This window comes from Achromobacter sp. Marseille-Q0513 (assembly GCF_018195695.1).
Classification (GTDB): Bacteria; Pseudomonadota; Gammaproteobacteria; order Burkholderiales; family Burkholderiaceae_B; genus Achromobacter.
The window spans coordinates 1-14,324 of the sequence record NZ_JAGTJY010000165.1 but is presented as its reverse complement, the minus strand read 5'-3'; the positions used below and the strand labels follow the sequence as shown (position 1 = coordinate 14,324).

Here is a 14,324-nt window from a genome sequence, read left to right as displayed (position 1 = left end):
GCGTCAGGATGAACAGGGCGCCGCGTCCGGGGCCGTGGGGCGCGGGGAACTCCGGGTCCGTGGCGTCTGCTGCGCGCAGCTCGCCGCCGAATTCGGCGACGATGTCGCGGGAGATCACCAGCCCCAGTCCCAGGCCCTCGGGCTTGGTGGTGTGGAACGGCGTGAACAGGCCGGCCAGCGCCTCGGCGCTCAGGCCCGGCCCGTTGTCGTGGAAATAGAGCTGCACCCGCTCGCCCTGGTCGCGCAGGGCCAGGGTGATGCGGCCGCCGGGCCGGCCGTCCAGCGCGTCCAGCGCGTTCTGCAGCAGATTGACCAGCACCTGTTCCAGCCGGATGCGGTCGGCCAGCACGCGCGCATCCTGGCCGGCGGCCGGCCGATGCAGCGCCACGCCTTGCCGCGCGGCGCGCGGGCCGGCCAGCAGGAGCGCGCCGTCCAGCGCCGCGCCCAGGCTGATCGGCGCGACCTGTGTGCTGGCCTTGCGTGAGAAGGCGCGCAGCTCGCCGGTGATATGGCCGATGCGTTCCGTGAGCGAGGCGATGGATTCCAGGTTTTCGCGCGCGGTGTCCGGATCCTGGCGGCGCAGGAATTCGGCGGCATTGTCCGCGTAGCTCCGGATGGCGGCGACCGGCTGGTTGATTTCGTGCGCGACGCCGGCGGCCACCTGTCCCAGCAGGGCCAGCTTGCTGGCCTGGACCAGTTCGTCCTGCAGCGTGTGCAGCCGCGCCTGGGCGCGTTGGCGTTCGTCCATTTCGCCGAGCAGCCGGTCGTTGGCCAACCGCAGCTGCGCCGTGCGTTCGTGCACCTGGTCCGCGAGCTGCTGGCGGATGGCGGCCTGTTGCCGGGTGTGTTCATGGCTGCGGTGCCGGCGATAGAGCAGCACGCCGACGATGGCGGCCAGCAGGCTCTGCGCCAGCAGCGCGCCCAGCTGGGCATTGGCGCTGGCGCGGTTCAGCGCGGACTGCACCGGCGACAGCAGGTGTAGCGTCCATCCCGGCGATTCGGTGATGGGTAGCGTGGTGTGTAGCAGCGGCGAGCCGGCCGGAATCTGCGGCAGCGCTACGTCCGCGCGCACCAGCGTTCCCGCGCTGCTGGCCTGCAGCGGCGGGCTGATCGGCACGGACTGGAAGCGGGCGTCGCCGAATTGCAGGCTCGTGCGCAGCCGCTGCGCCAGTTCTTCGGACAGCGGCGCCAGCACGTCGAAGCGCCATTGGGGCAGGCTGCCCAGCAGGACCACGCCGTGTTCGTCGGTGACGAAGATCGGCGCGTTGGACTGGCGCCAGTCGGCCTCCAGCTCGCGGAAATCCACCTTCAGCACCACCACGCCGAGCATGCCGCCATCCGGCGCGTCGACGCGGCGGGACAGGTACAGGCCGGCTTCGTGGCTGATGGTGCCGAGCGCGAAGTGCTCGGCCGAGCCGTGCGCGACCGCGCCGCGGAAATACGGCCGGAACTGATAGTCCACGCCCTCGAAGCTGGCCGGCTCGCGCCAGTTGCTGGCGGCGATGGCGTAGCCCGTGCGGTCCAGCACGTAGATGGCCGCCGCGCCCACGCCGCGGCTCAGGGCCTCGAGTTTTTCATCGAGCGGCCCGATCTGGGCCGGCACCGGATCCTGCAACGCCGCGCGCAGGTCCACGTCGCGCGTCAGCACGAAAGGCAGCGCGCGGAATTTGTCCAGGTTGTTGCGCAACAGGGCCGCGTTGATCTGGCTGGCGTTGCGCGCCAGCTGGGCCGCCTCCCGCAGGGCGCCTTCGCGCGCCCAGCGGGTGGCCAGATGCAGCACGGCGAAGATGGCGCCGATGAGCAGCAGCGCCAGCATGATGCGCGCGGGCCAGCCCATGCCCGGCTTGCTGGCGGGCGGCTCGATGCGTGGGGAGGGGGCGGGATCGGACATGGTTGTGCGGTTTTTCGCACATTTTATCCCTGGCTTGTGCGGACTTTCGCAGGCAGGATCCGCCGATGTTCATTTTAAAAAATGAAAGTCGTGGTTTTTCAATGGGTTGGAGGATTTTTGTGTTCCCGGGCGGGTTGGCATGCCGTTTGCATAGGAAAGGACAAGCCCGTGGCGCGTCCGCGCGGTGAAATCGGCCGCCTTGCCATGCGGGGCGGCCATAAAAGAGATAACGCCCCGACGCCCGCGCTGCTGAATCGCGCGGAGCTGGGGCCCTGGTGGGGACAAAACCCATGATCGACACTGATCAAGGCGCGCCCGCGCGCAAGCTGAAGTTCTATCAAGTCCTGTACGTGCAGGTGCTTTTCGCCATCGTGGTCGGCATGCTGCTCGGCCACTACAAGCCTGAACTGGGACAGTCCATGCAACCGCTGGGCGATGGCTTCATCAAGCTGGTGAAGATGATCATCGCGCCCGTCATCTTCCTGACCGTGGCCACCGGCATCGCCGCCATGAGCGACCTGAAGAAGGTCGGCCGCGTGGCGGGCAAGGCCATGCTGTACTTCCTGGTGTTCTCGACGCTGGCCCTGGTGGTCGGCATGGTGGTCAGCCACATCGTGCAGCCGGGCGCCGGCATGCACATCGACCCCAAGACGCTGGACGCCAAGGCGGTGTCGGGCTATGTGGCCAAGGCCCATGACTCGACCATCACCGGCTTCCTGATGAACATCATCCCGACGACCATCTTCAGTCCCTTCGTCGGCGGGGACATCCTGCAGGTGCTGTTCGTGGCGGTGTTGTTCGGCATCGCGCTGGCGCAGGTCGGCGAGCGCGGCAAGCCGGTGCTGAGCTTCCTGACGGCGCTGGCCCAGCCCATCTTCAAACTGGTCGCCATCCTGATGAAGGCGGCGCCCATCGGCGCGTTCGGCGCCATGGCCTTCACCATCGGCAAGTACGGCATCAAGTCGGTGGTCAACCTGGCCATGCTGGTGGGCACGTTCTACGCCACCTCGGTGCTGTTCGTGGTGATCGTGCTGGGCGCGGTGGCGCGCTACAACGGCTTTTCCATCCTGAAGCTGGTGCGCTACATCCGCGAAGAACTGCTGCTGGTGCTGGGCACGAGCTCGTCGGAAGCCGCGCTGCCGACGCTGATGCAGAAGATGGAAAAGGCCGGGTGTTCGAAGTCCGTGGTCGGGCTGGTGGTGCCGACCGGCTATTCGTTCAACCTGGACGGCACCAATATCTACATGACCATGGCGGCGCTGTTCATCGCGCAGGCCTGCGACATTCCGCTGTCGCTGCCCGACCAGATACTGCTGTTGCTGGTGGCGATGCTGAGCTCCAAGGGCGCGGCGGGCGTGACGGGCGCGGGCTTCATCACGCTGGCGGCCACGCTGTCGGTGGTGCCCAGCGTGCCGGTCGCAGGCATGGCGCTGATCCTGGGCGTGGACCGTTTCATGTCCGAATGCCGCGCGCTGACCAATCTGGTCGGCAATGCCACGGCCGCCGTGGTGGTGGCGCGCTGGGAAGGCGAACTCGACCGCGAGCAGCTGCAACGGGCGCTGGACGGCCAGGACCTGCCGTCGCCCGGCGAAGCGCCTTCGCAGCAAGGCCAGAGCCTGGCGGTGTCGGCGCCCGTACCAGCGCAGCAGGGCTGACGGGTCAGGGAATGCGGATGCCGACCGCGCGCAGCAATGCCGCGGTCTCGAATACCGGCAGGCCCATCACGCCGGTATAGCTGCCCGACAGGCTGGCGACGAAGGCGCCGGCCAATCCCTGGACGCCATAGGCGCCGGCCTTGCCATAGGGCTCGCCGCTGTCGCAATAGCGCGCGATGTCTTCCGCGTCCAGCGCGCGCATGCGGACTTGCGTGACCGACACGGCTTCCCGCAGGCCGTCGCCGGTCCACAGGGCCACCGCGGTGCGGACCTCGTGCGTGGCGCCGGACAGGGCGCGCAGGATGCGTTCGGCGTCGGCGCGGTCGGCCGGCTTGCCGAGCACGGCGCCCGCCAGGATCACCGTGGTGTCGGCCGACAGCAGGGGCAGCGGCGCCAGGCCCTGGGCCTGCATCCAGTCGCGTCCGCGCAGGGCCTTTTCCCTGGCGGTGCGGACCACATAGTCGGCGGCGCTTTCGCCCGCGTGCTGGGGTTCGTCCTCGCCGGGCGGGGCCGGCACCTGCAGCACCTCGTGCACCACGCCCATCTGGGTCAGCAGCTCGCGGCGGCGGGGGCTGGCGGACGCCAGGTAGATGCGCGCGGGCGCGCCGGAAGTCGTGGTCAGGTCCATGCGGGGCTGGCCGCGCCCGGAGTCAGGCGCGGTGGTAAGGATGGTTGGTCATGATGGCCCAGGCGCGGTAGAGCTGCTCGGCCAGGACCACCCGCACCATGGGGTGCGGCAGAGTCAGCGACGACAGGCGGATCTGCCCGCCGCAGGACGCCTTCAGGTCGGCGTCCAGGCCGTCGGGGCCGCCCACCAGGAAGGCCACGTCCTGGCCACTTGCGCGCCATTGCTCCAGCTTTTGCGACAGCGCGACCGTGGTCAGGTCGCGGCCGCGCTCGTCGAGCGCCAGGCGCAGCGCGCCCGGGGGCAGGGCGGCATCGATGCGCTTGGCTTCCGCCGCCATCATCTGCGCCGGCGTCTTGCCGCTGGTGCGCGGCTCGGGCTTGATTTCGCGCAGTTCCAGCGCGCAGTCCGGCGGCAGCCGCTTGGCGTAATCGTTCCAGGCAGTCTCGACCCAGTCGGGCATGCGCGTGCCGACGGCCGCGACGATGAGTTTCACAGCGGACTCAGTCGTCCACGCCGTCGTAGGCGCTGTCGCCGGCGACGGGGGCGACGCGGGTGGATTCCGGCAGCAGCTTGACGCGCACCGGCTTGCCGCCCCAGATCTCTTCCAGGTTGTAGTACTGACGGATGGCAGGCTGCATGATGTGCACGACCACGTCGCCCAGGTCGACCACGACCCACTCGCCGGTGTCTTCGCCTTCGATGGTGATGCCGGACAGGTCCATGGCGCGGCCACGGTCGGCGACGCTGGACGCCAGGGCGCGGGTTTGCCGGTTGGAGGTTGCGCTGGCGATCACCACCCGGTCGAACAGGCTGGTGAGGTGCGTGGTGTTGAAGACTTTGATGTCTTGCGCCTTGACGTCTTCGAGGGCATCGATGACGGCGCGTTGGAGTTTCTGTATATCCATAGCTGCGAATAATAACCCGCGGGCGGACGGCCGGAACCGATATTCACGGTGGGCGCGCCCGGCGGGCGTGAGGGTTATCGGTAGAGATTGTGCGCCGCAATATACGCGGCCACGGGTTCGGCCAGCATGCCCGCGGTGGATTCGCCCGCGGCCAGGCGGCGGCGGATTTCCGAGGCGGACACGGCCATGGGCGCGAAGGGCAGGGATTGCAGCCCGCGACCCAGCTCCCGCAGGCGCGCCGCCAGTTCGGCGGGCGGCGCCAGCGGCGTGCCGGGACGGACCGCCACGGCCATGTCCACGCGCTCGGCGATTTCGTCCCAGGCGCGCCAGGTGCAGAAGTTGGCCAGCTGGTCCGCGCCCAGCAGCCAGACGTAGCGGGCATCGCCGGGCAGGGCGCGCAGGGTGTCGATGGTGTAGGTGGCGCCGCCCCGCTCGATTTCGATGGGGTTGACGGCCAGGCCGGGCTGGTCCGCGATGGCCAGCGCCAGCATGTCGAGGCGCTGCGCCGGCGTCGCTTGCAGCGCCTCGCGCTGCCAGGGATTGGCGGTGGGGATCAGTTGCACCTGCTCCAGCGCCAGCGCCGACAGCGCGCTTTGCGCCAGCGCCACGTGCGCCACATGGACGGGGTCGAAACTGCCGCCCAGGAGCCCGATGCGTTTCACGCCCAGTCCCGCGGCGTCAGGTAGGCCGCCAGCTCGGCCTCGGGCGTGCCCGCCTGCGGCTGCCAGTCGTAGCGCCAATGTGCCATGGGCGGCATGGACAGCAGGATGGATTCCGTGCGTCCGCCCGATTGCAGGCCGAACAGCGTGCCACGGTCGAACACCAGGTTGAATTCGACGTAGCGGCCGCGCCGGTAGGCCTGGAAGTCGCGCTCGCGCTCGCCGTAGGCCAGGCCGCGGCGGCGTTCGACGATGGGCATGTAGCCCGGCAGGAAGGCGTCGCCGACCGAGCGCGTCAGCGCGAACGAGGCGTCGAAGCCGGGCGCGTTGAGATCATCGTAGAAGATGCCGCCGACGCCGCGCGTCTCGTTGCGGTGCTTCAGGAAGAAGTACTCGTCGCACCAGCGCTTGTAGCGCGGATAGTAGTCCGCGCCGTGTGGCGCCAGCGCGTCCCGACAGGTTGCGTGGAAATGGCGGGCGTCTTCCTCGAACGGGTAGTACGGCGTCAGGTCGATGCCGCCGCCGAACCAGAAAACGTCGCTTTCGTCGTGGCCGGGACGGGCCGCGGCCAGGAACATGCGCACGTTCATGTGCGTGGTCGGCACATAGGGGTTGCGCGGATGCAGCACCATGGACACGCCCATGGCTTCCCAGGGGCGGCCGGCCAGCTCGGGCCGGTGGGCGCTGGCCGACGGCGGCAACTGCGAGCCCTTGACGTGGCTGAACAGCACGCCGGCGCGCTCGAACAGCGCGCCGCCCTCGAGCAGGCGCGACAGCCCGCCGCCGCCTTCGGCGCGGGTCCAGGAATCGCTGCGGAAGGCGGCGCCCTCCGCGTCTTCCAGCGCGCCGACGATGCGGGATTGCAGGCCGGTCAGGTAGTCCCGGACCTCGGTGACGGGCAGGGCGCTCATCGGCCGGTTTTCTGCTGGGAGGGCTTGAGCGCGCGCCAGCCGATGTCGCTGCGGTACTGGCGGCCGTCGAAGTGGATGCCGTCGATCGCTTCGTACGCGCGGTCGCGCGCCATCTTGACCGAGTCGCCCAGCGCCGTCACGCACAGCACGCGGCCGCCGGTGGTCTGGACTTCCTCGCCTTCCAGGCGCGTGGCGGCATGGAACACCATGCAGTCCTCGGCGTCGGCCGGCAGGCCCTTGATGGCGTCGCCGGTGCGCGGCGTATTGGGGTAGTTGTGCGAGGCCAGCACCACGCCCAGGGCCGTGCGGCGGTCCCAGGTGATGTCGGCCTGGTCCAGCGTGCCGTCTACCGCGTGCTCCAGCGCGTCGAGCAGGTCGCTCTTGACGCGCATCATGATGGGCTGGGTTTCCGGGTCGCCCATGCGGCAGTTGAATTCCAGCGTCTTGATGGCGCGGTCCGGATCATCGCCGGGGGCGATCATCAGGCCGGCGTACAGGAAGCCGGTGTACGGGATGCCGTCGCGCGTCATGCCCTGCACGGTCGGCAGGATGATCTCGCGCATGATGCGGTGGTGCAGCTCGGGCGTGACGATGGGGGCGGGCGAATAGGCGCCCATGCCGCCGGTGTTGGGGCCCTGGTCGCCGTCCTGCAGGCGCTTGTGGTCCTGGCTGGTGGCCAGCGCCAGCACGTTGCGGCCGTCGCACATGACGATGAAGCTGGCTTCCTCGCCGACCAGGCATTCCTCGATCACGACGCGCGCGCCGGCCTCGCCCATGGAGCCGTCGCCCAGCATGGCGTCGACCGCCGCGTGGGCCTCTTCCAGCGTCGCCGCGACCACCACGCCCTTGCCGGCGGCCAGGCCGTCGGCCTTGATGACGATGGGGGCGCCTTCCGCGTCGATGTAGGCATGCGCGCGGGCCGGGTCGGTGAAGGTCTCGTAGCGCGCCGTCGGGATGTTGTGGCGGACCATGAAGGCCTTGGCGTAGTCCTTCGAGCTTTCCAGCTGAGCCGCGGCCTTGGTGGGGCCGAAGATCTTCAGGCCGCGCGCGCGGAACACGTCGACGACGCCGGCCGCCAGCGGCGCCTCGGGGCCGACCACGGTCAGCGCGATGCCTTCGCGCTGGACGAAATCGGCCAGCTCCTCGGCATTGGTGAGCGCGATGTTTTCCATCTGCTCGGCGCGCTGCGTGCCGCCGTTGCCCGGCGCGACGTAGACCTTGTGTACGCGCGGGGAGCGGGCCAGCCGCCATGCGAGGGCATGTTCGCGGCCGCCCGAGCCAATTACCAGGAGTTTCATTATTGCGTGGTTCTGAAGGTTGCTTGCGGCTTACTGCGCTTCGTCGAAAACGACGGTCGTATAGACTTCCTGCACGTCGTCCAGGCCTTCCAGGGCGTCGAGCAGTTTCTGCATCTTGATGGCGTCTTCCCCGGCCAGCTCGGTTTCATTCAGGGCCTTCATGACGATGCCGTCCATCTCGGCCTTCAGGCCGGCGGCGTCGAAGGCCTTGCGCACGGCGGCGTAGTCGGCCGGCGCGCTGATCACCTCGATCACGCCTTCGTCATCGGTCGTCACGTCCTCGGCGCCCGCTTCCAGGGCGGCTTCCATGACCTTGTCTTCCGGGGTGCCGGGGGCGAACACGAACTGGCCGCAATGCTTGAACATGAAGGCGACCGAGCCTTCCTGGCCCAGGTTGCCGCCGTTCTTGGCGAAGGCGTGGCGCACTTCGGCCACGGTGCGGGTGCGGTTGTCGGTCATGCAGTCGACGATCACCGCCGCGCCGCCGATGCCGTAGCCTTCGTAGCGGACTTCCTCGTAGGCCTCGCCGTCGGCGCCGCCGGCGCCGCGCTGGATGGCGCGTTGGATGTTGTCCTTGGGCATGTTGGCGTCGGTCGCCTTGTCCCAGGCCATGCGCAGCCGCGGATTGCTGTCCGGGTCGGGGCCGCCGGCACGGGCCGCCACCGTGATTTCACGGATGATCTTGGTCCAGAGCTTGCCCCGCTTGGCGTCTTGACGGCCCTTGCGGTGTTGAATATTGGCCCATTTGCTGTGTCCGGCCATAGCGTTCCAGGATAAAAGGTCTTTGAAGGCGAGCATTTTACCGTGCCGGCGGGGCGCGCGCCCGGCCGCCCGCCGCTTGTGTCCGTCCGGCCACGCGCACAAGGCCGCCGGCAGGCTCTACACTTGGGCATCTGTTTCAACCGGTCCGGAGTCGTCCATGCCCAACCCCATCCTCATCGCCAAGAACGCGCAGACGGAACTGGCCCTGCTGCCGGCCTTGGCGAACCGGCATGGCTGCATCACCGGCGCGACCGGGACCGGCAAGACCGTCACCCTGCAGGTGCTGGCGGAATCGTTTTCCCGCATCGGCACGCCGGTGTTCATGGCCGACGTCAAGGGCGACCTGACCGGCGTCTCCCAGGCGGGCGCCGCCAGCCCCAAGCTGCAGGAACGGCTCAAGAACCTGGGCCTGGCCGAGCCGGCCTGGGCCGCCAGCCCGGTGGCGCTGTGGGACGTGTTCGGCGAGCAGGGCGCGCCGGTCCGGGCCACCATCTCCGACATGGGACCGCTGCTGCTGGCGCGCATCCTGGAGCTGAACGACACCCAGGAAGGCGTGCTGGCGCTGGTGTTCAAGGTCGCCGACGACGAGGGCCAGCTGCTGCTGGACCTGAAGGACCTGCGCGCCATGCTGCAGAACGTGGCCGACCGCAGCGCCGAGCTCAAGACCCGTTACGGCAATGTGTCGGCCGCCAGCGTGGGCGCGATCCAGCGCAGCCTGTTGACGCTGGAGTCGCAGGGCGCCGAGAAATTCTTCGGCGAGCCCATGCTCGATGTGGCCGACCTGATGCGCACCGACGCCCAGGGACGCGGCATCGTCAACGTGCTGGCCGCCGACAAGCTCATGCAGGCGCCGCGCCTGTACGCGATCTTCCTGCTCTGGCTGCTGGGCGACCTGTACGAGAAGCTGCCGGAAGTGGGCGACATGGAACAGCCCAAGCTGGTCTTCTTCTTCGACGAGGCCCATCTGCTGTTCACCGATGCGCCACAGGCCCTGCTGACCAAGATCGAGCAGGTGGTCCGCCTGGTCCGATCCAAGGGCGTCGGGGTGTATTTCGTCACCCAGAACCCGCTGGACATCCCCGATACGGTGCTGGGACAGCTGGGCAACCGCGTCCAGCACGCGCTGCGCGCCTTCACGCCGCGCGACCAGAAGGCCGTCAAGACCGCGGCGCAGACCATGCGCCCGAATCCCGGGCTGGATATCGAGGCCGCCATCACCGAACTGGGCGTCGGCGAGGCCCTGGTGTCGTTGCTGGACGCCAAGGGGCGGCCCCAGCCCACCGAGCGCGCCTGGATCGTGCCGCCGGCCAGCCGCATCGGGCCGGCCACCGATGCCGAGCGCCAGGCGTTGCGGCGGGCCAATCCCTTGTCGGCCAAGTACGAGCAGGCGATTGACCGCGAATCCGCCTATGAAGTGCTGGCGGGCCGGGCGTCGGCCCCTGTCGGTCAAAACGGCGGCGCCGCCGCGCCCGGAGCGCCCGCTGGCGGGCAGCCGCAGGGCAGCGAGGAAGGCGGCTTCATGCAGGGCTTGAACGAAGTGCTGTTCGGATCCACCGGCCCCCGGGGCGGCAAGCGCGACGGCGTGGTCCAGACCATGGCCAAGAGCACCGTGCGCACGGTCGCCCGGGAACTGGCCCGAGGCATCCTGGGGTCGCTGCTCGGCTCGAAAGGGCGCCGCTGAGGTCATGAGGGGTGACCGCGTACCCGCTTACGACTACGTGCCGTCACACGCAATGGTCTGAAATGGGATTTTTGCGGTCGGCCTCTCTGTAAGGCCCCCGGGTTTTTGTAACTGGGGGTATTGCACCACTATAATTTATGCCTATGATCCTGGGCGGTATATACCGAGAATCAAAGGGAAAAAATTGGTGGCTAAGAAACACAAAATTGCGGTGCTTCCGGGAGACGGCATAGGCAAGGAAGTCGTGCCCGAAGGCCTGAAAGTGCTGGATGCGGTCGCGGCGCGATTCGACATCGGATTCCAGTGGGACCACTTCGACTGGAGCTGCGATTATTACGCCAAGCACGGCAAGATGATGCCGGACGACTGGCGCGCGCAGATCGGCCAGCACGAAGCGATTTTCTTCGGCTCGATCGGCTGGCCGGCCACGGTGCCCGACCACGAGGCGCTGTGGGGTTCGCTGTTCAAGTTCCGCCGCGAATTCGACCAGTACATCAATCTGCGTCCGGTGCGCCTGATGCCCGGCGTGCCTTCGCCGCTGGCCAATCGCAAGCCCGGAGAGATCGATTTCTACATCGTCCGCGAAAACACCGAAGGCGAATACTCCAATAGCGGCGGTCGCCTGTTCGAGGGCACCGAGCGCGAGGTGGTGATCCAGGAAAGCGTGTTCACCCGTGTTGGCGCCGACCGTGTGCTGAAGTTCGCGTTCGACCTGGCCCAGAAGCGCGGCAAGCACCTGACCGCGGCTACCAAGTCCAACGGCATTTCCATCTCGATGCCCTGGTGGGACGAGCGCGTGGCCGATATCGCCAAGAGCTATCCCGACGTGCGCTGGGACAAGTACCATATCGATATACTGTGTGCTCATTTCGTGCAGCACCCTGACTGGTTCGACGTCGTGGTGGCGTCCAACCTGTTCGGCGATATCCTGTCGGACCTGGGGCCGGCCTGCACGGGCACCATCGGCATCGCGCCGTCGGCCAACCTGAATCCCGAACGCAAGTTCCCGTCCCTGTTCGAGCCCGTGCACGGCTCGGCGCCCGACATCTACGGCAAGGGCATCGCCAATCCGATCGGCCAGATCTGGAGCGGCGCGCTGATGCTGGATTTCCTGGGCTATCCGGAGGCGTCAGCGGTTGTGGTTGGAGCGATCGAAGCGGTGCTGGCCGATGGTCCCCGAACGAGGGACATGCAAGGCAATGCGTCCACTGCCGAAGTCGGCGATGCGATCGCAGCACTGGTGTCGTCGCATTGATTTTTCATATAGAAGGATTGCGTGAGCGTGAAGATTGAGGATGCGATCACGCCTGTCTCGCCCGGTCGCATAGGTGGTGGCCGGGCGGATTGGTTCATGCGCAAGATATTTCGCATATTGCGCTCGCGCAATCAGCGACACAACCGGCATCTCTGGCCTTTCGTCCGCATCTGGCGTGACAATTCGGGGGCCATCAGCCGATTCCGTGCTTTTGGCCGTTCCGTGCCTGTTACCCCGTTGGTGCAGGGCTACGATTCTGCCGATGAGGTCGTTCATCTGATTCTGAGTGGCCCCTCCGTCGCGGAGATTGCCTACGATCAGATGGACATACGCTGTGCGATGGGAGTGAATGGCGCGATTTCCCTCGCTGGAAAATTTGATCTGCCGTTCAAGTACTACTGCATCATTGACCAGAACTTCGTGCGAGATCGTATCGATCTGGTGCGTGAGATAGTAGGGCGAGATCTGACGCTGTACGTTTCTCCGGAGGTGCTGCGGTACATCGTTCAAGGTGTGCCGGAGGATCTGATTCGCTGCCGGATCTGCATCATTGAGCTTCTGGTGGAGCGAGCGTACGAGCGGCGCGCTGCGCCGGCGGCGCTGGTCCGCCTGGCGCAAGTCAGTCCGGATCTGCACCTGCTGGACGCTGAACAGGGCCTGGGATTCAGCTTCAACGTGGCCCAAGGCGTATTCGACGCGGATACCGTGGCCTATGCTGCGCTGCAGGTGCTGCTTTCGAGTGGCGCCCGCACGGTATACGTACATGGCCTGGACTTGACGTTGGACAATGGCCTGCGCTTCTATGCCGAAGGGGATTCTCCGCAGGCCAGCCGATTGGCTCGGCACTTCAAGGGCGTGATCGAGCCGTCCTTCCGCTTTGCGGCGCAACGCTGGCGCGAGCGTGGCCTATCGGTATTCAATCTGTCTTCCGTCAGCGCCTTGTCGGCGGACGTGATCGAGCGCAAAGACTGGCGCGAGTTGCTCAAACCCTGTTCCAACGAGCGCAACGAGACCGTCTAGCGCGCGTTGTTCTGGCGCTGGCCCCGGACGCTGCGGGTGGGGAACGCGCCAATTCGCGGTTCGCGGGGCAATGGACCCGCCACAAGGGCGGATCCGGTCATGCTCAAGTGATGCGGTGGCAGCCAGCCAAGCTTAGTGAGCCCCCGCCGCCGCTTCCGCCGCGCCGCCGCCGCCCGCCTTCGCGGACTTGGGCCGGGCGAACCAGACCAGGCCGGTCAGCAGCAGGAAAATCACCGCCGAGCCATAGAACACGTCCACCGCGGACATGGTGAAGGCCTGCGTGTTGATCATCCGGTCCACCAGCGTCAGCGCCTGCGCGTGTGATACGCCCAGCCCGTTCTGCAGCGTGCCGACCGTCTGATCGAAGGCCGCTTGTCCCGGCCGGGCGATTTCCGTCAGCTGCGCGTGATGCATCGTGGCGCGGTTTTCCCATAGCGTGGTGGCGATCGAGGTGCCGAAGGCCCCCGCCGTCAGGCGCAGGAAGTTCGACAGGCCCGACGCCGCCGGGATGCGCCAGGGCTCGATGCTGGACAGCGTGATCGAGGTCAGCGGCACGAAGAAGGCTGCCATGGCCGCGCCCTGGATGATGGTCGGCGTCATCAGCGTGCGCACGTCGGTCTGGGTATTGAAGCCCGACCGCATGAAGCACACCAGCGCGAAGATCAGGAAGGCCACGGTGACGATCTGGCGCGGATCCCGGGTGGCCAGCATCTTGCCCACGACCGGCGTCAACAGGATGGCCAGCAGTCCGACCGGCGCGGTGACCAGGCCGGCGTAGGTGGCCGTGTAGCCCATGTTGCTTTGCAGCCAGAGCGGCAGCAGCACCACGTTGCCGAAGAACACGCCGTAGGCCACGGCCAGCGTCAGCGAGCCGACGGTGAAATTGCGCACCTTGAACAGGCGCAGGTCCACCACGGGGTGCGCGTCGGTCAGTTCCCAGATCAGGAAGAACACGAAGGCCACGACCGCCACCGCCGCCAGGATCAGGATGGTGGGGCTGGCGAACCAGTCCAGTTCCTTGCCCTTGTCCAGCATGATCTGCAGCGCGCCGACCCACACCACCAGCAGGATCAGCCCCAGCTTGTCGATGGGCAGCTTGCGCGTGGGCGACTCGCGGTCGCGGTAGATGCGCCAACTGATCCAGGCGGCCAGCAGGCCGACCGGCACGTTGATGTAGAAGATCCAGGGCCAGGTGTAGTTGTCGGAAATCCAGCCGCCCAGCAAGGGCCCGGCCACCGGCGCCACCAGCGTGGTCATGGACCAGACCGCCAGCGCCATGCCGGCCTTCGACTTCGGGAAGCTCGCGAGCATCAGCGCCTGCGACAGCGGGATCATCGGGCCGGCGACGGCGCCCTGCAGCACGCGAAAGGCGATCAGCGCCTCCAGCGACGGCGAAAAGCCGCAGAGCCACGAGGCCAGCACGAACAGCAAGGTCGACATCAGGAACAGCCGCACCTGGCCGAAGCGCTGCGTGAGCCAGCCGGTCAGGGGCACCGTGATGGCATTGGCCACCGCGAAGGACGTGATCACCCAGGTGCCTTGGCTGGTGCTCACGCCCAGGTCGCCCGAGATGGTGGGAATGGACACGTTGGCGATCGAGGTGTCCAGCACGTTCATGAACACCGCCGTGGACAGCGCGATGGACCCGATGATGCGGGT

At 67.5% G+C, this 14,324-nt stretch carries 13 protein-coding genes; 4 read left to right on the top strand and 9 right to left on the bottom strand.

The window, feature by feature from the left end; genetic code table 11:
- Window positions 1-1,891: ATP-binding protein (locus KDH83_RS24460; RefSeq protein WP_249205325.1), on the bottom strand; the 1,891-nt coding region annotated here is incomplete at its 3' end.
- Between the two features lie 290 nt (window positions 1,892-2,181).
- On the opposite strand from KDH83_RS24460, the gene KDH83_RS24455 reads away from it, so the two are divergent.
- Entirely contained in the window at window positions 2,182-3,546 is a 1,365-nt protein-coding gene (locus KDH83_RS24455) for a dicarboxylate/amino acid:cation symporter (RefSeq protein ID WP_212320612.1), read from the top strand.
- Window positions 3,547-3,550: 4 nt separating this feature from the next.
- Here the strand turns inward: KDH83_RS24455 and KDH83_RS24450 are convergent, their stop codons facing one another.
- From KDH83_RS24450 to KDH83_RS24420, 7 genes are all read right to left on the bottom strand, one after another.
- Window positions 3,551-4,174 carry a nucleoside triphosphate pyrophosphatase gene (locus tag KDH83_RS24450; protein WP_212320611.1) on the bottom strand — a complete coding sequence of 208 codons (624 nt, stop codon included), beginning with the start codon at window positions 4,172-4,174 and terminating at the stop codon, window positions 3,551-3,553.
- 22 nt (window positions 4,175-4,196) lie between these two features.
- Window positions 4,197-4,667 (bottom strand): 23S rRNA (pseudouridine(1915)-N(3))-methyltransferase RlmH, encoded by a 471-nt coding sequence (rlmH, locus tag KDH83_RS24445; RefSeq protein WP_212320610.1) that lies wholly within the window; start codon window positions 4,665-4,667, stop codon window positions 4,197-4,199.
- A gap of 7 nt (window positions 4,668-4,674) precedes the next feature.
- Entirely contained in the window at window positions 4,675-5,079 is a 405-nt protein-coding gene (gene rsfS, locus KDH83_RS24440) for a ribosome silencing factor (protein ID WP_212320609.1), read from the bottom strand.
- Between the two features lie 74 nt (window positions 5,080-5,153).
- Entirely contained in the window at window positions 5,154-5,741 is a 588-nt protein-coding gene (gene nadD, locus KDH83_RS24435) for a nicotinate (nicotinamide) nucleotide adenylyltransferase (RefSeq protein ID WP_212320608.1), read from the bottom strand.
- Window positions 5,738-6,649: an oxygen-dependent coproporphyrinogen oxidase gene (hemF, locus tag KDH83_RS24430; protein ID WP_212320607.1), complete on the bottom strand. Its 912-nt coding sequence runs from the start codon at window positions 6,647-6,649 to the stop codon at window positions 5,738-5,740. Before hemF ends, nadD begins: the two co-directional genes overlap by 4 nt.
- Window positions 6,646-7,947, bottom strand: coding sequence for a phosphoribosylamine--glycine ligase (gene purD, locus KDH83_RS24425; RefSeq protein WP_212320606.1), 1,302 nt, complete (start codon window positions 7,945-7,947; stop codon window positions 6,646-6,648). The genes hemF and purD overlap by 4 nt, the downstream gene beginning before the upstream one ends.
- 30 nt (window positions 7,948-7,977) lie before the next feature.
- On the bottom strand, window positions 7,978-8,709 hold the full coding sequence (locus tag KDH83_RS24420; protein WP_103275398.1) for a YebC/PmpR family DNA-binding transcriptional regulator: 732 nt from the start codon (window positions 8,707-8,709) through the stop codon (window positions 7,978-7,980).
- A 157-nt stretch (window positions 8,710-8,866) separates the two neighbouring features.
- Between KDH83_RS24420 and KDH83_RS24415 the strand changes: the two genes are divergently transcribed.
- The 3 genes from KDH83_RS24415 (at window position 8,867) to KDH83_RS24405 (ending at window position 12,665) form a co-directional block, all read left to right on the top strand.
- Window positions 8,867-10,390, top strand: coding sequence for a helicase HerA-like C-terminal domain-containing protein (locus tag KDH83_RS24415; protein WP_212320605.1), 1,524 nt, complete (start codon window positions 8,867-8,869; stop codon window positions 10,388-10,390).
- 187 nt (window positions 10,391-10,577) lie between these two features.
- Window positions 10,578-11,645 (top strand): tartrate dehydrogenase, encoded by a 1,068-nt coding sequence (locus tag KDH83_RS24410; protein WP_212320604.1) that lies wholly within the window; start codon window positions 10,578-10,580, stop codon window positions 11,643-11,645.
- A gap of 21 nt (window positions 11,646-11,666) precedes the next feature.
- The gene (locus KDH83_RS24405; protein WP_349291664.1) at window positions 11,667-12,665 is read left to right on the top strand and encodes a hypothetical protein; all 999 of its coding nucleotides are present in this window, start codon (window positions 11,667-11,669) and stop codon (window positions 12,663-12,665) included.
- Window positions 12,666-12,797: 132 nt separating this feature from the next.
- Here KDH83_RS24405 and KDH83_RS24400 read toward each other — a convergent pair.
- A partial coding sequence (locus KDH83_RS24400; RefSeq protein ID WP_212320603.1) for a DHA2 family efflux MFS transporter permease subunit occupies window positions 12,798-14,324 on the bottom strand: 1,527 nt, incomplete at its 5' end.

Bases quoted from the DNA above. Each gene is read 5' to 3' on its own strand.
- KDH83_RS24455 (WP_212320612.1), top strand. From the start codon at position 2,182: ATGATCGACACTGATCAAGGCGCGCCCGCGCGCAAGCTGAAGTTCTAT.
- KDH83_RS24450 (WP_212320611.1), bottom strand. From the start codon at position 4,174: ATGGACCTGACCACGACTTCCGGCGCGCCCGCGCGCATCTACCTGGCG.
- rsfS (WP_212320609.1), bottom strand. From the start codon at position 5,079: ATGGATATACAGAAACTCCAACGCGCCGTCATCGATGCCCTCGAAGAC.
- hemF (WP_212320607.1), bottom strand. From the start codon at position 6,649: ATGAGCGCCCTGCCCGTCACCGAGGTCCGGGACTACCTGACCGGCCTG.
- purD (WP_212320606.1), bottom strand. From the start codon at position 7,947: ATGAAACTCCTGGTAATTGGCTCGGGCGGCCGCGAACATGCCCTCGCA.
- KDH83_RS24420 (WP_103275398.1), bottom strand. From the start codon at position 8,709: ATGGCCGGACACAGCAAATGGGCCAATATTCAACACCGCAAGGGCCGT.
- KDH83_RS24415 (WP_212320605.1), top strand. From the start codon at position 8,867: ATGCCCAACCCCATCCTCATCGCCAAGAACGCGCAGACGGAACTGGCC.